Source organism: Paenibacillus phyllosphaerae (assembly GCF_014192105.1).
Lineage (GTDB): Bacteria > Bacillota > Bacilli > Paenibacillales > Paenibacillaceae > Paenibacillus_Z > Paenibacillus_Z phyllosphaerae.
The window spans coordinates 400,765-421,735 of record NZ_JACHXK010000004.1 but is presented as its reverse complement, the minus strand read 5'-3'; the positions used below and the strand labels follow the sequence as shown (position 1 = coordinate 421,735).

At 50.9% G+C, this 20,971-nt stretch carries 18 protein-coding genes; 12 read left to right on the top strand and 6 right to left on the bottom strand.

The features are described 5' to 3' along the window. Position 1: 1 nt before the first annotated feature. Together FHS18_RS12160 and FHS18_RS12155 are read right to left on the bottom strand one after the other, a co-directional pair. Positions 2–868 carry a class I SAM-dependent methyltransferase gene (locus tag FHS18_RS12160; protein WP_183600309.1) on the bottom strand — a complete coding sequence of 289 codons (867 nt, stop codon included), beginning with the start codon at positions 866–868 and terminating at the stop codon, positions 2–4. Continuing rightward, positions 855–1,580, bottom strand: a complete 726-nt coding sequence (locus FHS18_RS12155; protein WP_183600308.1) for a response regulator transcription factor — start codon at positions 1,578–1,580, stop codon at positions 855–857. The genes FHS18_RS12160 and FHS18_RS12155 overlap by 14 nt, the downstream gene beginning before the upstream one ends. A 242-nt stretch (positions 1,581–1,822) precedes the next feature. Between FHS18_RS12155 and FHS18_RS12150 the strand changes: the two genes are divergently transcribed. Then, a complete protein-coding gene (locus FHS18_RS12150; RefSeq protein ID WP_183600307.1) occupies positions 1,823–3,799 on the top strand; it encodes a sensor histidine kinase in 1,977 nt (658 codons plus the stop codon). Between the two features lie 6 nt (positions 3,800–3,805). Here FHS18_RS12150 and FHS18_RS12145 read toward each other — a convergent pair whose 3' ends face one another. Then, the gene (locus tag FHS18_RS12145; protein WP_183600306.1) at positions 3,806–4,132 is read right to left on the bottom strand and encodes a helix-turn-helix domain-containing protein; all 327 of its coding nucleotides are present in this window, start codon (positions 4,130–4,132) and stop codon (positions 3,806–3,808) included. A 563-nt stretch (positions 4,133–4,695) separates the two neighbouring features. Between FHS18_RS12145 and araA the strand changes: the two genes are divergently transcribed. The 6 genes from araA (at position 4,696) to FHS18_RS12115 (ending at position 13,237) form a co-directional block, all read left to right on the top strand. After that, the gene (gene araA / locus FHS18_RS12140) at positions 4,696–6,186 is read left to right on the top strand and encodes an L-arabinose isomerase (RefSeq protein WP_183600305.1); all 1,491 of its coding nucleotides are present in this window, start codon (positions 4,696–4,698) and stop codon (positions 6,184–6,186) included. Positions 6,187–6,567: 381 nt separating this feature from the next. Next, the gene (locus tag FHS18_RS12135) at positions 6,568–8,319 is read left to right on the top strand and encodes a cache domain-containing sensor histidine kinase (RefSeq protein ID WP_343060512.1); all 1,752 of its coding nucleotides are present in this window, start codon (positions 6,568–6,570) and stop codon (positions 8,317–8,319) included. Beyond that, positions 8,312–9,874: a response regulator transcription factor gene (locus tag FHS18_RS12130; protein WP_183600303.1), complete on the top strand. Its 1,563-nt coding sequence runs from the start codon at positions 8,312–8,314 to the stop codon at positions 9,872–9,874. The genes FHS18_RS12135 and FHS18_RS12130 overlap by 8 nt, the downstream gene beginning before the upstream one ends. A gap of 122 nt (positions 9,875–9,996) precedes the next feature. Next, entirely contained in the window at positions 9,997–11,340 is a 1,344-nt protein-coding gene (locus FHS18_RS12125) for an ABC transporter substrate-binding protein (RefSeq protein WP_183600302.1), read from the top strand. 162 nt (positions 11,341–11,502) lie between these two features. Then, positions 11,503–12,396: a carbohydrate ABC transporter permease gene (locus FHS18_RS12120; protein WP_183600301.1), complete on the top strand. Its 894-nt coding sequence runs from the start codon at positions 11,503–11,505 to the stop codon at positions 12,394–12,396. A 4-nt stretch (positions 12,397–12,400) separates the two neighbouring features. Beyond that, a complete protein-coding gene (locus tag FHS18_RS12115) occupies positions 12,401–13,237 on the top strand; it encodes a carbohydrate ABC transporter permease (RefSeq protein WP_183600300.1) in 837 nt (278 codons plus the stop codon). A 180-nt stretch (positions 13,238–13,417) separates the two neighbouring features. Here FHS18_RS12115 and FHS18_RS12110 read toward each other — a convergent pair whose 3' ends face one another. Next, positions 13,418–13,780: a hypothetical protein gene (locus FHS18_RS12110; RefSeq protein WP_183600299.1), complete on the bottom strand. Its 363-nt coding sequence runs from the start codon at positions 13,778–13,780 to the stop codon at positions 13,418–13,420. 69 nt (positions 13,781–13,849) lie between these two features. After that, positions 13,850–15,784, bottom strand: a complete 1,935-nt coding sequence (locus tag FHS18_RS12105) for a terpene cyclase/mutase family protein (RefSeq protein WP_183600298.1) — start codon at positions 15,782–15,784, stop codon at positions 13,850–13,852. A 261-nt stretch (positions 15,785–16,045) separates the two neighbouring features. On the opposite strand from FHS18_RS12105, the gene FHS18_RS12100 reads away from it, so the two are divergent. From FHS18_RS12100 to cyoD, 5 genes are all read left to right on the top strand, one after another. After that, entirely contained in the window at positions 16,046–16,309 is a 264-nt protein-coding gene (locus FHS18_RS12100; protein WP_183600297.1) for a hypothetical protein, read from the top strand. Between the two features lie 240 nt (positions 16,310–16,549). Next, entirely contained in the window at positions 16,550–17,554 is a 1,005-nt protein-coding gene (gene cyoA / locus FHS18_RS12095; protein ID WP_183600296.1) for a ubiquinol oxidase subunit II, read from the top strand. A gap of 21 nt (positions 17,555–17,575) precedes the next feature. After that, the gene (locus FHS18_RS12090) at positions 17,576–19,549 is read left to right on the top strand and encodes a cbb3-type cytochrome c oxidase subunit I (protein ID WP_183600295.1); all 1,974 of its coding nucleotides are present in this window, start codon (positions 17,576–17,578) and stop codon (positions 19,547–19,549) included. A gap of 15 nt (positions 19,550–19,564) precedes the next feature. Then, a complete protein-coding gene (gene cyoC, locus FHS18_RS12085; RefSeq protein ID WP_183600399.1) occupies positions 19,565–20,215 on the top strand; it encodes a cytochrome o ubiquinol oxidase subunit III in 651 nt (216 codons plus the stop codon). 1 nt (position 20,216) lies between these two features. Continuing rightward, entirely contained in the window at positions 20,217–20,552 is a 336-nt protein-coding gene (gene cyoD / locus FHS18_RS12080) for a cytochrome o ubiquinol oxidase subunit IV (RefSeq protein ID WP_183600294.1), read from the top strand. 88 nt (positions 20,553–20,640) lie between these two features. Here the strand turns inward: cyoD and FHS18_RS35375 are convergent, their stop codons facing one another. Then, entirely contained in the window at positions 20,641–20,817 is a 177-nt protein-coding gene (locus FHS18_RS35375; protein WP_183600293.1) for a Spo0E family sporulation regulatory protein-aspartic acid phosphatase, read from the bottom strand. Between the last annotated feature and the right edge of the window lie 154 nt (positions 20,818–20,971).

Below are 20,971 nucleotides of genomic sequence, written 5' to 3'. Positions count from 1 at the left end.
GCTACTTCGCCTCCCAACGGCCCAGAATGCCGCATGGCAGTTTCAGGCCGGAGTTGGTAATCGGCAGGCCGATCTCACCACAGTTAATCTGGCCGTCGAACTTGCGGCCGATCGTCATATGGAGCAGATTGTGCAGCACGGTATGCGACAGTCCGGTCGTGTACGAGTTCACGAGAACAAACAGCGGGTTCGGCGACAGGATTGTCGTGCAGGACTCGAGGAACGGATACAGATTTTCTTCCAGCTTCCACATCTCGCCATTCGGTCCGCGCCCGTAAGAAGGCGGATCCATGATGATTGCATCGTATTGGCGGCCTCTACGCTGCTCGCGCTGCACGAATTTGAACACGTCATCGGTGATATAGCGAATCGGCGCGTTCTCAAGGCCGGACAGCTGCGCGTTTTCCTTTGCCCACTGTACCATGCCTTTGGCGGCGTCGACGTGGCATACTTCCGCGCCTGCAGCCGCAGCAGCCAACGTTGCTCCGCCGGTGTAAGCGAACAAATTCAGTACGCGGATCGGACGGCCTGCGCTGCGAATCTTATCCATCATCCAACTCCAGTTAACGGCCTGCTCCGGGAATAGCCCCGTATGCTTGAAGTTCGTCGGACGTATATGGAATTTGAGCTCCTTGTAGCTGATCGTCCAACGCTCCGGCATCTTGGTGCGGAAGTCCCACTGACCGCCTCCGGAAGAGCTGCGGTGGTAGTGGCCGTCCGTATTGCGCCAGCCCCCGTCTTGATTCACTATCGGCCAGATGACTTGCGGATCCGGCCGGCGAAGCACGTAATTGCCCCAACGCTCCAGCTTATCTCCTTCCCCCGTATCTATTAATTCATAATCGACCCATTGATCAGCGATATACATGAGATGTTCCTTCCTTGTAATGAAATTTGTAGCCGACGCCTCGTACCGTCACGATAAATTGCGGGTTGGCAGGGTCCGGCTCGACTTTTTTGCGCAGGTTGCTGATATGCACCATCAGCGTCCTGGTATCGCCCATACTGTCTGCTCCCCAGACGAGGGCATACAGCTCATCGAGCGGAAAGGTGCGATTGGGCGCTTGCGCAAGGCAGAGCAGCAGATCAAACTCTTTCACGGAGAGCGAAATTTCAGCCTCCTGAATATGTACCGTACGTGCCGGGATATCGATCGTAAGCCCGCCTAACGACAACACTTCATCCTGCTGGACCTGTCGGTTCCACCCATTGCCTTGATGGCGGCGCAGATGGGCTTTGACACGTGCAACCAACTGGCTTGGGCTGAAGGGCTTGGTGATATAATCGTCGCCACCAACTTCCAGACCGTGTATAATGTCGGTATCGTCGCTCATAGCGCTTACGAACAAGATCGGGACACCGGATTCGATGCGAATTCGCTTGCATACTTCAATGCCGTCCAGCCGCTTCATTTGAATGTCCAATATGATCAAGTCCGGTTTGACCGACTGGGCCAAACGGAGTGCATCCTCGCCATTATCCGCTTGATAGACGTCAAAGCCATCCCGTTCCAGGTATAGCGTGATTAACTCGGTAATATCCGGTTCATCGTCGACAACCATGATTTTGTTTCCGCTCATCCTACTAATCCTCCCCAAGCGTCAAGGCAGGCGTGCCCATGTAACGCCTAACGCTTTGCTACCTCGCTTATTATAGCGAAATTCGGCAGGACCTAGCAATCAACGATTTTATTATGGAGGGAAGACCTATTCGCCGCTTTATTCTTATTTTGTTCATGCTAGCTATGCTCCAAACGTTAATAACAGGTTGTGCCGTTCAAAAAGGCCGCGAGCAGCCCCTTGCAAGAGAGGGAATCATCGACTTGAGAGACTGGTCGTTCCAGGATGATGGGCCGTTATCCTTATCGGGTCAATGGCAGTTGTACAGCAGCATACTGCTAGCTCCTGGAGAATCGTCGCCGCAAGATGCGGGGAAGCCTCTCTATATGCAAGTGCCGGATTCATGGAACAATTATCCGGCCAGAACTGGGCTGCGAAGCGGACAAGGGTATGCGACATATAAGCTGAAGCTGCTGCTTGATCCGCAGGATAAGCTATTGGAGATTCGCGTCCCGAATATTTTTACAAGCTACAAGTTGTGGGTGGATGATAAACTGCTGGCGGAAGCGGGGAAGGTAGGGACGAGCAAGTCCGATTCGGTTGCAGAGCAAGTTCCGAAGATCGTGACCTTCGATGGCAATCAACGTGAGATCAACTTGACCATACAAGTGTCGAACTTCCATTTCCGTAAAGGCGGGATTTGGGTGGATCTGCGGATGGGCACCCATGAACAGATTACGACCAGCCAGATGCGCACGACGATTCAAGAGGTTACCATACTTGGAAGCCTCCTCATCATCGGGCTATTCCACATCGGCCTGTATGCGTTTCGGAGGCAGGAGCGCTTTACGCTTAATTTTGGTTTGCTCTGCTTATCTGTCGCTGTACGTACGAGTGTGACCGGCAATATCTATTTGCTGCAGCTGTTCCCGTCTATTTCTTGGGAGACCGCCATGAAGATGGAATATATCGCGTTCGCCTTGAGCGCCGTTTCGGGAAGTATGTACATAAGCGAACTGTTCCCTAGGGATTACTCACGCCGCGTTACCAAGGTCATTAAGTGGTTCGGCTACGTGATTTGTTTGTTCGTCCTGGCCACGCCGCCGATCATATTCTCCAGAACGGTTATGGTCATCCAGTTCTTGGTGTTGGCAGCAAGTATCTTCATCTTATTCGTCATGGCTAAGGCGCTTAAGCACCGCAGGGACGGTGCCGGCTTCATTCTTGCTGGCGTGTCGGTATTCATCATTACGATCGTGAACGACATTCTCTTCTATAATGAACTGCTTGCAGGAGCGCAGCTTGTACCATTCGGGCTTTTCTTCTTCATGTTAATGCAGTCCTTCATTATCTCGAATCGATTCTCGAAGGCACTGCATCGGGTTGAGCACGTATCGAAGGAGTTAAGGGAGTTGAATACGCATCTGGAGGAGCGGATCGCGGATCGGACGGAGGAACTGCGCAGCGCCAATAACACATTGGCGCTTACGAACAAGGAGCTTGCCAAAGTAGAGGCTTCCAGAAGCCAGCTGATGACGAATATATCGCATGACCTGCGGACCCCGATGACCTTGATACAGGGCTATCTGGAAGCGATGCAAGACGGCGTAATCAAGTCTGAGGAACAGCGGCAGCGATATATCCGCATGATGCTGGGCAAAGTGAACGGCTTAAACCGGCTCATTCAGGATCTATTCGAGCTGACCAAGTTGGAATCCGGACAACTGAAGTTCCATTATACCGAAGTTCCGTTGGAGCATTGGATCGCTTCCCTGAACGAACTGTATGAGCTGGATGTGAGCACCAAAGGCATACGATTTACTTGTAAGTTTCATCATGAAGAGGGAGAGGAGAAGCGCTCGCTTGCGCCGATGGCAATCATTACACTTCAGATGGATCAGCAGCGCATGGAGCGTGTCATATCGAATCTGATCTATAATGCCGTCAAATATACGGCCCCCGGCGGTAAGATAGCGCTTTCGTTTTCCTATAGAGTGGCTGACAATGAAGTACTCGTTCAGGTGCAAGATACTGGCCAAGGCATCGAAGCCGACCATCTTCCCTACATCTTCGACCGGTTTTATAAGAAGGATGCGGCTCGCAATTCCGCAGAGGGAGGAAGTGGTCTCGGGCTTGCAATTGCCAAAGAAATTGTTGAAGCACACGGTGGTCAAATCGGTGCGGTCAGCGAGCCGGGTGAGGGTACGACCATCTGGCTTACGCTTCCGGTCATGGTGTGATAGCGATTACTCAGCAGAACGGATGACAGCCATCATGCGGTCAATGGACTGCTTGCGTTTGTCCTGGTCCATGCTGCCTAGTATGCGGATGATCTCGATAGCTTCAGGCATCATCTGAGTGTCGGGTTTGGATTGCTGTTCGCCGCCGATGATATAATCGAGGGATACATTAAACAGCACGGCCAGTTTCTTTAACGTTTCGTAAACAGGTTGCCGGTTATTAATCTCATAGTGGCTGTAGGCGGACCGGGTGATACCGATCTGCCTTGCAACTTCTTCTTGCGAAATGTTCTTCCGCAGCCGAAGCTCTCTCAAGCGATCTCCCATCGTCATGTTTGTTTAACTCCTTACAATTTATACTGACGTCTAGACCTAGTGCATTAGGAAGAGTTGATACTCTACTACTAGTAATTTATGATACAAAGTGTATCAATGTCAAGTCCAGAACGCGAAATAATACACCAAAAAGGGGATTTACAAAATGATATTGGCCTTTAAATGTGAATGCGGAAACCACGTTGATTTCCATGCCTTTGGCGATCGTGACGAGCACGGACGGCAGTGGCTGGAGCTGGAGGATGACGAGCGGATTGCGATTATTCCCGGAAAGGATGGCTTTGTACTCAAATGCAACTTTTGTAAAGAAACTTACCGAATTAGCGTAAGTACGGTGTAGGACTAAAGTAGCGAATGATTGCCATGTACAACTTGGAATATTTCTCTTGAAAATGGTCAGTCGAAGTCGTACAATAAGCACATGAAGTTGTACGTACAAGTTAAGGCTGGTTGAATGAATGCGAAGTTTGATACGGCTTTGTAAATGTTTGATCGCCTCATGTACAGCTTGGAATCGTATAATTGTTCGTACAAGTTGACCTTTTGGGAGGAGATTTATCGTGTTAACCGTTAAACCTTATCAATTCTGGTTCGTTACCGGCAGCCAGCATTTGTATGGACCTGAGACGCTGCTTGAAGTAGCGGAGAATTCCCGTGTAATTGCATCCGGCATTGACCGTGACGAATCCATTCCATATGAAGTAACATTCAAGCAAGTCGTAACTACGCCAGACGAGATCACGGCTGTTCTGGCTGCAGCGAACGCTGACGAGAACTGTGCGGGCGTAATCACTTGGATGCACACGTTCTCCCCTGCCAAAATGTGGATCTCGGGCCTGTCCCAGCTTCGCAAGCCGCTGCTCCACCTGCACACGCAATTCAACCGCGATATTCCGTGGGACAGCATCGACATGGACTTCATGAACACGAACCAAGCGGCTCACGGCGACCGCGAATACGGATTCATCGGCGCTCGTATGGGCGTAGCGCGCAAAGTGGTCGTAGGCTACTGGGAAGATGCTGAAGTTCGCAGCCGCATTGCCGGATGGCAGCGTACATCGGTGGCATTCACAGAGAGCAAGTCGCTTAAGATCGCACGCTTCGGCGACAACATGCGTCAAGTTGCCGTAACCGAAGGCGACAAGGTAGAAGCGCAAATCAAATTCGGCTGGTCGATTAACGGCTTCGGCATCGGTGATCTGGTTGCCCGCATCGCAACGTTCTCCGAAGAAGAAGTTGACGCGTTGGCAGCGGAATACGAAGCAACGTATCAGATCGCTCCAGAAGTACGCAACAACGCTGAGCAATGGGAGAGCATTCGTGAACAAGCCCGTATCGAGCTTGGCATGAAATCCTTCCTCGAAGAAGGCGGCTTCACGGCATTCACGACGACGTTCGAAGACCTTCATGGCATGAAGCAATTGCCTGGTCTTGCGGTACAACGTCTGATGGAGCAAGGCTATGGCTTCGGCGGCGAAGGCGACTGGAAGACATCTGCTCTTACGCGCCTCATGAAGATTATCGCAGGCAACAAAGAAACTTCCTTCATGGAAGACTACACGTACCACTTCGAGCCAGGCAACGAAATGATTCTTGGCGCGCACATGCTGGAAGTTTGTCCGACGATCGCAGTCGACAAGCCTCGTCTGGAAGTTCATCCGCTCGGTATCGGCGGCAAAGCCGATCCTGCCCGCATGATTTTCAATGGCCGCAGCGGCCAAGCCGTGAACGCTTCGCTCGTTGATCTTGGCGGACGTATGCGTCTGATCGTTAATGTCGTTGACGCAGTCGAGCCAGACCGCGATATGCCGAAGCTTCCAGTCGCTCGCGTACTGTGGAAGCCGCAGCCATCGCTGAAGGAATCCGCTGAAGCTTGGATCTATGCAGGCGGCGCGCACCACACGGTGTTGTCGTATGCGATTACCACAGAGCAGCTGGTCGATTGGGCTGAGATGACTGGCGTTGAGATCGTCATCATCGACAATGCAACCAACCCGATTCAATTCCGCAACGAGCTTCGTCTGAACGATCTGGTTTGGCGTCTGCGCTAATTCGGAATGAAACGTGAAGCGCCTCATCTGCTGAGGGATTCACTCTTCATCTGACATAGCATAAGCGGGCGTCAGCAATTCCGCACTGGCTATCACATACGTCCCGGTCTACAGCCGGGACGTTTTTTTTATTCTACATACTTATTCGTTAACGCTGCCATTGAAGAGCGCGTCGTCCGTTTCACCTCGAAATACAAGCATTTATAAGTTTCGCGCTTATAAATCATCTTGCATTTCTCCGGAATGAAACTAACGCCGCAATTGAAGAGCGCGTCGTCCGTTTCACCTCGCTTTACCAGATCCCTATTTCTTGTATAATAGACCTAATTGTATATGCGCTAGTGCGGGATTGGAGCTTGAGGAGGGACGCGGTTGTTTAATGTGAAAGCGCTTTATAGGAATCTACGGATCAAAAATAAGCTTGTGGTGCTTATCGCTGCGATTATGTTGCTGGTGTGCGTGCTGATGTTCGTCGGGCAGCAGTATGCCTTTGACGTCTACGACAAGGAGATATACCGTCAATCCGCCAAATCGCTCAGTTTGGCATCGGTAGGCATCGAGAGCGAGCTCGAGAAGATGGAGCGGCTTACGTTCCGTCTGGCCACCGATCCGACTCTGCAGTCGTACTTGAGCAAAATCAAGCAAGCAGGCACGGATTATGACCGATTCGTCGTAGCCGGTTATATTCGTTCGCGGCTTGTCGAGCTCGGCGGCATGGAGAAATATGTCCTCTCCATCCAGATGATTGATTATTACGGGAATGAGTACGCCGCCGGCGTAAAACGGATCACCAACTCGGAACGGCGTATTCAACAGATCAAAGAAGAGACCGGACCGCACAAAGGCGGCAATACTTGGATTATGCCAAGCAGCGACGACGGGACGCTCAGTTCGGCCCGAATGATCCGATCGTTCCAGGAACTCGAGTTGGAGCCGCTGGGGACGGTTGCCGTTCGCATCGATATGGACAGCCTATTCAATGACTACTTGAACAAGGCCGGCGAGCAGTCGTCAATGCAGCTCTATATTCTGAAGGATAGCAAATCCATCTATCCGGTTAGCGAGACGAAGGAAGAAGAGCGCCTCAGCGGTTATATGGAAGGCAGGCAGGGCTACACGACCATTAACCATGAAGGCAAACGCTATTTTGTCGCCTATGTGCCCAGCAGTTATACGAATTGGACGTATATGACGCTGATTCCGTACGACAATATTTTCGAGCGGATCAACGAAGTGAAACGGGCCGCGCTGCTTGTTCTCGGTTTCCTCTTCCTGTTGGCGCTTGTCTTGTCGTTCCGCTTCTCCAAAGGAATTACAGGCCCGATCGAGAAGTTGAACGTGAAGATGAAGCGGGTGCAGCTCGGTCATTTCGACACGTTCGACGGAGACATAGACCGCGACATTCCGATGGATGAGGCCGGTCAGCTGCACCGTAATTTTCGCATGATGGTCCAGCGGATCGACGATCTCATCAAGGAGAATTACGTCAAACAGCTTGCGATCCGCGAAAGCGAATTCAAGGCGCTGCAGGCGCAGATCAACCCGCATTTTCTGTACAACACGCTCGAGACGATCAACTGGTCGGCCAAGATGAGCGGCCAGCGCCAAATTTCGCAAATGGTGGAATCGCTCGGCTTCCTGCTGCGAAGTTCAATCAGCATTAAAGAACCGATCATCCTGCTGCAAGATGAGCTGGAGATCGTCAAACATTACGTAACCATTCAGCGGATCCGATTCGAGGAGCGGCTGGATTTCCAGCTGGACGTGCCGGAGATGTTCATGCAGACAAGCATTCCGAAGCTGTCGCTGCAGCCGATTGTCGAGAATGCCGTCAATTACGGCGTCGAGCAGATGATTGAACCATGTACGATTCATATAAGAGCGGAACTTGTCGATGGACAGCTTGTCATTACAATCGAAGATACCGGTCCCGGCATGGATGCGAAGTTTCTTGCCGAGTTGGCGGAAGGCGTAGTAAAGCCGAGAGGTTCCGGACTTGGACTTCGCAATATTGAAGACCGGATCAAGCTATGCTTTGGCGAGGCATATGGAGTCAAAGTGGTGAGCGAGCGGTACAAAGGCACGAAGGTCTCGCTGAATTTGCCATTCGAACGGAGGGAAGACGATGTATAAAGTAGTGTTGGTCGATGATGAGCGTCTCATACTTGAAGGGATTTCGGCAATTGTCAATTGGGAATCGGCACGAACGGTGCTCGTTGGAACGGCACGCAATGGGATTGAAGCGATGGAAGTAATCGAGCGGGAAAAGCCCGATATCGTCATCACGGACATTCGGATGCCGGGTATGGACGGCTTGCAGCTGGTGGAGCGAATTCGCGAGTCTGAGGAGGAAGCGCCGGAATTCATCGTGCTGTCCGGATTCAATGATTTTAATTATGCGCGTACCGCGATGCGCCATGGCGTTAAGCATTACTTGCTTAAGCCATGCAACGAGGGCGTCATCGAACAGTCCTTGCAGGAGGTCGTCGGCGAACTGGAGAAAAGGCGAGGCCGCGAGCATTTTTTGACCAACATGGAAAAAGAGCTCAGCAAAGTCATTCCGCATGCCAAGTCGCAGTTCCTCAAGGAGCTCGTAACGAACAAAACGTACGGTAAGCGGGATTGGGACGACTACGCGAGGCTGTTCCATCTGACCCTCGAGCATCAGCAGGTTCGCTTGCTGCTATTCCAGGTCGAAGGCCACTACGAGTATGAGCATCTGTTCGCGCTGCTCAATATCGCTGAGGACGTGCTCGGGCCGGAGCGGACGCTGCTGGGGACGACGATGGGCAAGCATGTCTTGCTCTTACTTCCGGATTGCGAAGAGATTGACCGGCTCTATTTGTCGATTGAGGAGATCAAGAAGATCTTCACGGGCTTCTATAAATTAGATGCGACCGCGGCGCTTAGCGATCCGGACGAGATAACGGGCGCAAGGCGTATGTACAGGGATACGCTGGCTTGTCTGGAGTACCGCTTCTATCTTGGGGAAGGCAGTCTCATCACGAAGAAGGATATCGTCCTGGCGGGCAGCGACCCGACGGATAGCTTCGATTACGATGAGGATCGGCTCTGCCTGTTCGTGAAGTCAGGCCGATGGAACGACGCGGAGCAAGAGCTTAACCAGCTGTTCGACAGCCTGGCCGGGCAGCGGCTCGACACGGTCGTGACGAAGTCCTATTTGATTCCGGTCTACGTGGCGGTAATCCGTCAAGGAGACAGCGGCCGAATGAACAGTTACTTGCAGTCCCTCAGCAAGATGGACAGCATGGAAACGCTCGCCGCTGTGCGCGAGTTTATTTTTGCGACGGCCCAAGAGATCTGTCTCTACAATTATGAGCATTATAGAAGCAAACATTCCGATATGATCGAACGCATGCTGGAAGTGATCGAGACGAATTTGTCGAATCCGCAGCTATCCTTGCACTGGGTGGCCAGCGAGATTCTCTATATGAACGCGGATTATCTCGGGAAGCTGTTCAAGAAGGAGGTTGGCGACAAATTCTCTTCCTACGTGATGAAGCAGCGGATGGAAAAGGCGATCGCGCTGATCGGCCAGATGGAGGATGTCCGCGTCTTCGAACTGGCGGAACGGCTCGGTTTTGGCGACAATCCGCAGTATTTCTCGCAAGTCTTCAAGAAATATACCGGGTGCTCACCATCCGAATTCAAGCGTCCGACAGCCTAAAGTCGAATCTCTGTTTTTTGAACATTAGGAACGGTTTTTTACATTCCGCAACAACGTGCGACCAAGTAATATTGTAAATGTAAGGGCTATCATAAACAGGTCGCAAGGAAGGGGATCGTAAAATGAAGAAAATGGCGAGCCTACTGCTAGCAATGTCGCTGACATTTTCATTAGCGGCATGCGGAGGCAACAACAACAGCTCAGAATCTTCTAACAGCGGAGAAGGCAGTACGAACACCCAAACAAATGCAGGCACGAATGTAAAAGAAGAAGATGCCAAACCGGTTACACTGCGGATGGCATGGTGGGGCTCGCAGCCGCGTCATGATTATACGCTGAAAGTTATCGAGATGTATGAGAAGGAGCATCCGAACGTTAAGATCGAATCGGAATATGCGAACTTCGACGATTACTGGAAGAAGCTTGCACCGCAAGCGGCTGCCAACGAGCTTCCTGACATCGTGCAAATGGACATCTCGTACCTTGCGCAATACGGTCAGAAAGGCCAACTTGAAGATTTGACGCCATACTTGAATAATGGCATTGATACGTCGAATATCTCGGAAAACTCCATTTCCGGCGGTAAACTCGGCGACAAGATCTACGGCTTCAACATCGGCGTTAACACGATGAACTTCCAATATGACCCTGAGCTGCTCAAGAAGCTCGGCGTCGATAAGCCAAGCGATGACTGGACGTGGGAAGATTACTTCGCGCTGGCGAGCAAAGCGAAGGAAGCAGGCCTATACTTTGACGGCGGTATGCGCCCGGAAGTATTCTTCGGCTACTACCTGCGCTCGAAAGGCGCACATCTGTATAACGCTGATGGTACCGCGCTCGGCTATGAAGACGATCAAATGTTCGTCGACTTCTTCAAGCCGCTGGCCAATCTCGTCAAGGAAGGCGATACACCGCCGCCAGACGTGAAGGCGCAAATTAAAGGTCTCGAAGATGACATGCTCGTGAAGAACAAGCAAGTCGGTATCTGGCAGTGGACGAACCAATTCGTTGCCATTCAACAAGTTGCGAACCGTTCGCTTGAGATGGCGCATATGCCTGGACCGGGACGTAACGAGGGTCTCTACCTGAAGCCTTCGATGTACTTCTCAATCTCGAAGAACTCCGAGAACAAAGAAGAAGCTGCTAAGTTCATCGACTTCTGGGTGAACAACGTAGAAGCGAACAAGCTGATCAAAGGCGACCGCGGCGTACCGGTCAACACGCAAGTTGCGGAAGGTATCAAATCGACGCTCGACCCGGCTCAAGTACAAGTCTTCGATTACGTAACATGGGCGCAAGAGAACAGCAGCCCGATGGATCCGCCAGACCCAGTAGGTACTGCGGAGATCATCAAGCTGTTCGCAGGCTTAGCTGAACAAATGGACTTCCAGAAGCTGTCGGCTGAAGATGCAGCGAAGCAGTTCCGCAAGGAAGCGAACGCAATTCTCGCCAAGAACAAACAATAACAAAACGTCATCACAAACGCTAAACCCGGTGGCCGGTCGCACACGGCCGGTCACCGACTCTATCCATGGCATCTCGCTTGATTATGATGTATGCAAGTATACAACTTAAAGATCAAAGATGACTAGATAAGGTCAGAATCTGGATTGTAGGAGTGGAAGGGTATGAGAGCGGCTTGGAAAAACCATCTGACCGGCTACGCATTCATTAGTCCGTTTGTAATTGGATTTCTGGCGTTTATATTGATCCCGGCAGGCGCTTCGTTATATTTATCGTTTACGAGCTATGATTTGTTCACGACTCCTAGATGGATCGGACTTGACAACTATAAAGAGATGTTCTTCCAAGATAGCAAATACTGGCAATCGCTGAAGGTTACGCTGATCTATGTATTCCTGGGCGTTCCTCTCCGATTGGCATTCGCACTCCTAATCGCCATGCTGCTCAATACAGCATCCAAGGCGGTTGGTATATATCGCACGGTTTACTACCTGCCTTCCATTATCGGCGGCAGTGTCGCGGTCTCCATCATGTGGCGTAATATTTATGGCGATGAAGGTATCATCAACTTGCTGTTGAATACCTTGGGTCTCGACAGCATTCGCTGGTTCGCCGAGCCGTTCGCGGCACTCTGGATGCTCATATCGCTGTCGGTCTGGCAGTTCGGTTCTTCCATGCTGATCTTCCTGGCCGGTCTTAAAAATATCCCGAACGAACTGTACGAGGCTGCTAACGTTGATGGCGCAGGACCCGTACGCCGATTCTTCGGCATCACGCTGCCAATGCTGACACCGATCATCCTGTTCAACACGATTCTTCAGACGATCGGCGCATTCATGACGTTTACGCCAGCCTACATCATTTCTAAAGGCGAAGGCGGACCGCTCGACGGCACGCTGTTATACTCCCTCTATCTGTTCCGTCAAGGTTTCGTTTACTTTGATATGGGATATGCCTCCGCGATGGCTTGGATGATGCTCATTATCGTATCAATCTTCACCGCAATCTTGTTCGCAACTTCGAAATTCTGGGTTCATTACGAGTCGAAAGGGGACTAAGACGATGCGAAGCAAACCAATTAAATGGTCCCTGTATCATATCATCGCCGCCGGAGGAGCGCTTCTGATGATCTATCCGGTCATCTGGCTGCTGATGAGTTCGTTCAAGCCGAGTGAGCAGATTTTCCAGACGGCGGGCTCGCTTATTCCAACAGATTGGATCTGGACGAACTATTCGCAAGGGTGGGAAGGCATTGGCGGCCATAGCTTCGGCGTCTTCATTAAGAACTCGCTTGTGCTCGTGGTGCTCGCTACAATCGGTGCCGTCGCTTCATCTGCTCTGATTGCGTTCGGATTTGCCCGCCTGAAGTTTTTCGGAAGCACCTTCTGGTTCGGCGTCATGATGGTCACCCTCATGCTGCCTCATGACGTTACGCTCGTACCGCAGTACATCATGTTCTCGAAGATTGGGTGGCTAAACTCGATTAAACCGATCGTTATTCCGGCATATTTCGGCGCTCCGTTCTTTATCTTCCTGATGATTCAGTTCATCCGAACCATCCCGCAGGAGCTCGACGAAGCGGCCACGATTGACGGCTGCGGCAAGTTCAGGTTGTTCTACCGCATTATTCTGCCGCTGATCGCTCCTGCACTCGCGACTGCCGCGATCTTCTCGTTCTACTGGCGTTGGGAGGATCTGATCAATCCGGTTCTGTACTTGAACAAGCCGAGCATGTATCCGGTCTCCATGGCGCTGAAGATGTATCTCGATGCGGATACACTGTCCAATTGGGGCGCGATGTTCGCGATGTCGATCGTTAGTTTGGTACCGGTCGTGGCCGTATTCTTCGCCTTCCAGAAGCATATCGTTGAAGGGATCAGTACAAGCGGTCTGAAATAAGTGGCGATTGCCGACTCGTACAAGTGGAAACTTGCGGGTCGGTTTTTTTATGTGTACAAGTAAAAAACCAACGTCCATGCCGGTTAGGCAACGTGACGTTGGTTCTTCGTGGAATACAAGCGTAATGAAACTAGCGCCGCCATTAAAGACGGCGTCAGCCGTTTCACCTTAGATCTTGCTTTATTGGTAAGCATGCTGTTGCTGTTGTTGGAAGGCAGCTTGTGGAGCGAAGGCTGCTGCATTTTGTTGAGCCAGCAAGTAAGGGGTTTGCTCGATTTGTACGCGTTGCTCGAGTTGTTTGCACAGCAGCGTAACTTGTTGCATTTGTTGGATAGCTACTTCATGGCCATGCAGCGCATTTTGAATGATTTGTGCAGCTTGTTGCTCGCGGCGAGCCATTTGCTCCAGTTGTTGTGCGTTTTGCAGCTCTTGTTGCAGTAGTTGTTGGTAGACAGCAGATGCTTGCTGAGTTTGATTGATGAGCTGATGAACGACTTGCTCGACGTGCTGGATTTGTTGCGACAGGTTTGTTTGGCTATACATGGTTTTATTTCCTCCTAGATGGAATTGTTTTCTACCTGGATTAATTTGTCGCGACTGGAAATCAATTATTCATGATTTCTCGAAAAAAGTGGAAAAAATTTCTGTGAATTTGTTTCGGCAGCGGGAGAGAGCGAGTAACGGCCATATTTTCGGGTAACTTTCATAGCAGGAATAAACATGGCCGGGCAGGGCTGCTCCTGTCGGATAACGAGGCTGTCCCGAACCGGTTGCGAGATGCTGGAGCAAATAGCGCGTCGCATGTTGGATCGGCTCCGTTGGCTTCTGGTGAACGGAAACGAGGGCATCGAGCGCCCAAGCGGTCTGTACGAGCGTGGAGGTGCCTAGCGGGACATAACGCCTGACAACATCGCTTTCACACGACTCGCCAAAGCCGCCATCGGCATTCTGAATGGAGAGCAGCCAATCGCAAGCTTTGCGCAAGCGAGGATCGCGGAGCGTCTCGCCAACCGCTGCCAGTCCCGTAATGGCGCCCCATGTTCCGTAGATATAACAAACGCCCCAGCGGCCGTACCAAGATCCATCAGCGGTCTGATCCTCGTACAGCCAACGCACGGCTTTTCTGACGAAAGGGTGACGGTTCGATAATCCGATCGTCTGTCCCAAATATTCGAGGGCACGCCCGGTCAAATCGGCTGAGGAAGGATCGGTGGCGGCCGCTTCTACGCCTTGCAACGGAATCCATTTGATCAGCGGGTGATTGTTATTGCGCTCAAACGCTCCCCAGCCGCCGTCCTCATTCTGCATCGATAATAACCAGTTGAGACCGCGATCGACCGCTTCACCGGCATCCGGCATCTTATGAAGAAGAGGTGCAAGCGCACGCAGTGCTGCGGTCGTATCATCTACGTCTGGATTGATCGTGTTGATATCGGAAAAGCCCCATCCGCCAGGAGCGGGATTCTCCACCTCTAGCTTCCAGTCCCCCAGCCTGTCGTGCTGCCTCGATAACAGATAACGCCCCGCCTTCGTAATCGCGTCATGTGTACCAGGTAGGCCAGCCTGCGTAAGGGCGTGACTGATCAGCGCAGTATCCCATACTGTCGAGGTTGTCGTCTGCAAGTGCATCCCGTCGCCGTCAGGAAAGAGAAAGCCCGCAAGTCCTTCAATCCCTTTTTGAATAATCGGTTCGTCCCTTTCGTAGCCGAGTGCGCTGAAAGCCGCCAACATGAGAATCGTCGAGCTCGCATAGCTGTATAAAGTACCGTCGGCTTCGATCCGGTCGCGCATGTACGCCTCGGCTTTCTGGAGCGCTAATTTTTTTAACTGCCCAGGGGCATTCATTAACGATTGCGCCCACTTATGCAGTTGACTGCCTGCTCCGCGTTGAAGGTGGGAGGACCAGTCTTCGTTCTCATAAGATTCTCCCGTTAGCGAGAAGGCAGGAACCGCGAGTTCTTTCAAGAAGGGGATATCTGGCGTTTGAAAATGCGGTTTGCGCTCACCAAGGACAAGCATGGGGGCCATATGAACGCGGGCGTATCCGGAGAAATGGAAGAAATGGAGCGGTGAAGAGGCGGGCAATAACAGCAAGGCTAACGGAACCGGGAAAAAAGACGGCCATGGGCGATAACCGGTCATGGCCAATAAGAATTTAGTCATCACATTCGTTACCCGCTTCAACCCGCCTAACTGGAGAATCAGCTGTTTGGCTTTATTCATCTGCGACGAGTCCGTTTGCTCGCCGCGGTTGGCATATTGCAAGGCCAAGAAGCATTCAACCGTCGCGGACAGATTGGGCTCTTGCTCGTCCGGATATACCCGCCAGCTGCCGTCTTCGAGCTGCCTGCCTGCGATCCGAGCGGCGAGCTGCCTGATTTCATCCTCGCGATTCTCGATCCGCAGCAGTCGAAGCACGATTATGAAATGGCAATCGGTCATCATGCCGCTCTCAACGAATCGGTATTGCCATGTGCCATCCGAATGCTGGGCACGAACCAACTGATCGATCAGTTGGGTTATACCTTGATTTAACTGCTCTAGCATGGCGTGCCTCCTTATAGCCGAACGTCATAGGCAAGAAACCGTCAACTCCAATGTATGAGCGCTTCATGCGGCGAATTCGCGAAATACCTTTTATACTTGCAAGGAAGTGGGTAATAAGGAACTAATCAGGCGGTCAAGACGCGTCTACACGAAAATTTGTCTGAATTTCGATCAAAATGTGAAAAATATTTGAACACAAATCGAAAAAATGAGGTATAATACGAGTAAGAGAGCGGTTACTTTTAAGACGGGGTGATAAGTATGGCAGCTAAGACAACAGTAGGAATGAATAACGAACAAGGTCGTGAAGTGAAGCGTTTGTTCTCGGCAATGAATATAATGGCATGGTTCTGCTTGGCCGTCGGCGTAATCATGTGTCTTATCAATATTGGTCACTTTAGCGATAAGAACCTGACACTTATGGTCGGCATCGGCTTCCTGGTGGGCAGCGTCTTTATCTACACGATCGGTACGGCGATCAATATGGTCGAGAATCGTAAAATGGAGCATGAAAAACGTCAATAATTGAAGATTCCAGTCAAAATCCATATATGGTTGAACCCTCCTGTTCACACAGGAGGGTTTTTTGCATTTTTTCGGGAAGTTTTTGAATTTGCGTCGAAATGGTGAAAGAAATATTACAGAAATTCTAATTTTCGTTGACGCATTTGTTAACGATAAGGAAAAGTGCTCGCGCATCTGTTATGGTATTGCCATGAGACAAATTTCACAAAGTTCGTCCCAACATTGAAAGGCCGTAAGGAGATGAGAAAGTTGAAGAAGCCAAGCACATTGAAGCGCATCACGGCAGCTCTCATGCTGGTGTTGACGATGGTTCTGCTGTCGGGCTGTAACCCAATGGTGCTCGACCCGAAGGGACCGATCGGCGAATCGCAGAAAGATTTGATTTACATTTCGACTCTGCTTTGTGCGATTATCATCGTACCGGTGTTGATCCTGACGGTTATCATCGTGTGGCGCTATCGGGACAAACCGGATAATAAAGCCGGCTATGCTCCGAAATGGGAACACAGTACTAAGCTTGAGGTAATCTGGTGGGGGATTCCGATCATAATCATTGCTGTATTGGCAGTGGTCACGGTCAAGTACACGTATGATCTTGAGCCGTCCAAAGCAATCGAGTCCGAGAAAGAACCGCTCACGATCGAGGTTACTTCATTGGACTGGAAGTGGCTGTTTACGTATCCGGAACAGGGCATTGCAACGGTGAACTACTTGAAATTCCCTGAAGACCGTCCGATTAAGTTCAAACTGACTTCGGATGCTCCGATGAACTCCTTCTGGATTCCGGAACTCGGCGGGCAGATCTATACGATGTCCGGCATGGCGATGACATTGTATCTGCAAGCGGACGAACCAGGCGTTTATTATGGCGCTGGCGCGAACTTCTCGGGTGAACATTTCGGCAAAATGCGTTTCGACGCTACGGCTATATCCGACGAGGAATTCGAAAGCTGGGTACAAGAAGTGAAAGGAACTTCCGAAATCCTTACGCAAGACGGCTATAACAAGCTTTCTGAGCAAAGCACGGTTGGCGAGGTTTCCTACTCAGCCTTCCCTGAAGGTCTATTCGACAGCATCGTTATGAAATACGTAACACCGGGTTCTTCAGGCCACCATCATGGTGGAGAGGAAGAAGAAAAAGAAGGAGAATCCGCAGAAGCACAGCAACAGGTTGATCAAAACAAGATGAGCATGGACATGGAAACGAACGAGACGAACCATGAGAATCATGCGGATCACCAATAATTCGAAGAGAGGAGAGACCGCATGCTAGACAATATAAAGGAATTTGCTTCCGAGTTCTTTGTTACCGGCGACCCGCTCATCTATGGCGCTGATGTGAGTATCGGACTTGCGATGATCGCGATCATCACGGTGTTGACTTACTTCAAGAAGTGGGGTTGGCTATGGCGTGAATGGCTCACGACTGTTGACCACAAACGCGTCGGCATTATGTACATCATCGCTTCGATCCTGATGCTATTCCGTGGCGGCGTCGATGCGCTACTGATGCGGACCCAAATCGCATTACCGGATATTCAATTCCTTGAGGCGGAGCACTATAATCAGATCTTTACGACGCATGGCGTAATCATGATCTTGTTCATGGCGATGCCGCTCATGTTCGGTTTATTCAATATCGTCGTGCCGCTGCAGATTGGCGCGCGTGACGTCGCGTATCCGTTCCTGAACTCCTTAAGTTTCTGGATGTTCTTCTTCGGTGCAATGCTCTTCAATATGTCGTTCGTTATCGGCGGTTCGCCGGATGCGGGCTGGCTGTCTTATGCACCGTTGTCAGAACTCTCCCATAGTCCGGGTGTCGGACAAGACTTCTATATATGGGGTATACAGATATCCGGTATCGGCTCCTTGGCGACAGGGATTAACTTTATTGTTACGATTCTGAAGATGCGTGCTCCTGGCATGAAGCTGATGCAAATGCCAATGTTCAGTTGGTCGGTTCTGTCCAGCTGCGTGACGATTATCTTCGCTTTCCCAATCTTGACCGTAACACTTGCATTGCTGTTCCTCGATCGTTACCTGGGCGCGCATTTCTTCACGCTCGATGGCGGCGGCAATCCGATGATGTATGTCAACCTGATCTGGATGTGGGGTCACCCAGAGGTCTATATCGTTGTCTTACCGGCCTTCGGTATCTTCTCTGAGGTCGTAGCGACCTTCTCGAAGAAGAAATTGTTCGGCTACAAATCGATGGTATTCGCCATGATGATTATCAGCGTTCTGTCCTTCTTCACTTGGCTCCATCACTTCTTCACGATGGGATCGGGTGCAGACGTCAACGCATTCTTCGCCATTACGACGATGTTAATCGCGATACCGACAGGCGTAAAAATTTTCAACTGGCTGTTTACGATGTTCCGCGGCCGGATTACGTTCACAACACCAATGTTATGGACGCTGGCGTTCATCCCATGTTTCGTAATCGGTGGTATGACGGGCGTATTGCTGTCCGTTGCACCTGCAGACTTCCAGTTCCATAACAGCTACTTCCTTATTGCCCACTTCCACCAGGTACTCATCGGTGGTGTAGCGTTCGGTTACTTCGCAGGCCTCAGCTACTGGTGGCCAAAAATGTTCGGCTTCAAGCTGAACGAAAAACTCGGAAAATGGGCGTTCTGGCTGTGGAATATCGGTTTCTATGTATGTTTCATGCCGCAATATTTCCTTGGCCTCGACGGCATGACTCGCCGCGTGAGCGAGTACAGCTGGGATATGGGCTGGGGACCGCTTAACCTTGTATCGACGATCGGCGGTTTCTTGATGGGTATCGGTTTCTTGTTCCAAGTATGGCAGATCGCGCACAGCATCAAGTTCATGGAACGCGATACGACAGGAGACCCATGGAATGGCCGTACGCTCGAATGGTCGATTCCGTCCCCAGCACCGCTCTATAACTTTGCGACATTGCCGCAGGTTAAAGATCAGGACGACTGGTGGGAAGATAAGCAACGGAAGCAGCAAGGCCTGCCTTCCTTGAAGACGCCTCAGCCGATTGAGCCAATTCACATGCCGAAAAACTCTGCGATTCCGTTTATTAAATCGCTTTGCTGGTTTGTAGCTGGTTTCGGTTTTGTATTCGACTGGCTGTTCTTCGCAATACCGGGCATGATCGGCGTACTCATTTGCATGCTTGTACGTTCGTTCTCTTATGACACGGATTACTACATTCCGGTCGATGAAGTGAAGCGAACGGAAGCCGCATTAAGGGGGACGAACTAAGTGCAAGAACGTAAGATGAGACTTTCGCCGCGTGAGGCGGCACATACAGAAGTGGGACACGGCGGACATTCCGCCGGTCACCACGGTCATGATGAACACCATGAGCATGAGCACGAATCGCTGAAGACGTTCGGCTTCTGGCTGTTCCTGATGACGGACTGTATCCTGTTCGCATCGTTATTCGCGTGTTATCTAGTCCTGCACGGCAACACCAACGGCGGCCCGACAGCAGAAGAGCTGTTCGAGATGCCAGGCGTTATTGCAGAGACGTTCATTCTATTGACAAGTAGCTTCACCAGTGGTCTGGCTGTACTTGCCATGCACAAGAAGAACCTTAAAGGTTTGATTACGTGGCTAGCCGTGACCGTACTGCTCGGCGCTTCCTTTATCTACTTGGAAGTGGATGAGTTCCTTAAGATGGTTCACGAAGGCGCAACAATCAGCACGAGCGCGTTCCTGTCCAGCTTCTTTACGCTCGTAGGCACACACGGACTTCACGTATCGCTTGGTCTGTGCTGGATGATCGGACTTATCTTCCAGTTGAAGCGCCATGGCATCACGCCTGTTACGATGCGTAAAGTGAACGTAATCAGCTTGTACTGGCACTTTCTTGATGTTGTTTGGATTTTCGTCTTCACGATCGTATACATGATGGGGGTGATGTAAGATGGCAAGCCAGCAAAATCATGCAGACGCACATGGCGCTCACGACGGCGGACATGGCTCGCTGAAATCTTACGTAATCGGCTTCGTGCTATCGATTGTTCTGACGATTATCCCGCTTGTTCTCGTTCTGAACGATATCGTGGAAGGTACGGCTGCGAAAGTCGTCTTGCTTGTGACCGCATTCCTGCAATTTGTGGTTCAGCTCGTCTTCTTCATGCATTTGAAGGAAGAAAGCAAACCTCGTTACAACCTGATGTCCCTGTTGCTCGGCGTTCTGCTCGTACTGACGATCGTCATCGGTTCGGTCTGGATTATGACGTACAACAAGGTAGGCTAATAAAGGAATGTTCAAGGCCTCCCGGCACATGCCGGGAGGCCTTTTGTTGTAAAAAGGGTAACAAAAAATCCTCTGACAATCAGAGGATTCAAGTTGGAGAACTTTTCAGTTGGGATGCTAGCCGGTAGTGCTTCACGATCAACTTATCCAACTTTTGGCTTAGCTCAAGGATCCGGGGATGGGTTAAGGACGACTCGCTCATATAACCGTTCAACAACAGTCGCAGCCGCTCAATTTCGTGATTAAGGTCCGCCAGGTTGTTCATTGTATGTTCGTTGCCCTCCTTACCCGAGTATGCCTTATTATACCCTGAATATGTGTCTGATTTCCTTAACTTTCTGTGCCAATTTGAGGGGGAATTGTCAGTGCTTGCTTATCGGATAAGCAGCATGCATAATAAGGAATGGGACATGCATGAT

Excerpts from the sequence above, each read along its gene's own strand:
- cyoC (WP_183600399.1), top strand. The coding sequence starts at position 19,565 with ATGAGACTTTCGCCGCGTGAGGCGGCACATACAGAAGTGGGACACGGC.
- FHS18_RS12115 (WP_183600300.1), top strand. The coding sequence starts at position 12,401 with ATGCGAAGCAAACCAATTAAATGGTCCCTGTATCATATCATCGCCGCC.
- cyoD (WP_183600294.1), top strand. The coding sequence starts at position 20,217 with ATGGCAAGCCAGCAAAATCATGCAGACGCACATGGCGCTCACGACGGC.
- FHS18_RS12120 (WP_183600301.1), top strand. The coding sequence starts at position 11,503 with ATGAGAGCGGCTTGGAAAAACCATCTGACCGGCTACGCATTCATTAGT.
- FHS18_RS12160 (WP_183600309.1), bottom strand. The coding sequence starts at position 868 with ATGTATATCGCTGATCAATGGGTCGATTATGAATTAATAGATACGGGG.
- cyoA (WP_183600296.1), top strand. The coding sequence starts at position 16,550 with ATGAGAAAGTTGAAGAAGCCAAGCACATTGAAGCGCATCACGGCAGCT.
- FHS18_RS35375 (WP_183600293.1), bottom strand. The coding sequence starts at position 20,817 with ATGAACAACCTGGCGGACCTTAATCACGAAATTGAGCGGCTGCGACTG.
- FHS18_RS12100 (WP_183600297.1), top strand. The coding sequence starts at position 16,046 with ATGGCAGCTAAGACAACAGTAGGAATGAATAACGAACAAGGTCGTGAA.
- FHS18_RS12110 (WP_183600299.1), bottom strand. The coding sequence starts at position 13,780 with ATGTATAGCCAAACAAACCTGTCGCAACAAATCCAGCACGTCGAGCAA.
- FHS18_RS12090 (WP_183600295.1), top strand. The coding sequence starts at position 17,576 with ATGCTAGACAATATAAAGGAATTTGCTTCCGAGTTCTTTGTTACCGGC.
- FHS18_RS12125 (WP_183600302.1), top strand. The coding sequence starts at position 9,997 with ATGAAGAAAATGGCGAGCCTACTGCTAGCAATGTCGCTGACATTTTCA.
- FHS18_RS12105 (WP_183600298.1), bottom strand. The coding sequence starts at position 15,784 with ATGCTAGAGCAGTTAAATCAAGGTATAACCCAACTGATCGATCAGTTG.
- FHS18_RS12155 (WP_183600308.1), bottom strand. The coding sequence starts at position 1,580 with ATGAGCGGAAACAAAATCATGGTTGTCGACGATGAACCGGATATTACC.
- FHS18_RS12145 (WP_183600306.1), bottom strand. The coding sequence starts at position 4,132 with ATGACGATGGGAGATCGCTTGAGAGAGCTTCGGCTGCGGAAGAACATT.
- FHS18_RS12130 (WP_183600303.1), top strand. The coding sequence starts at position 8,312 with ATGTATAAAGTAGTGTTGGTCGATGATGAGCGTCTCATACTTGAAGGG.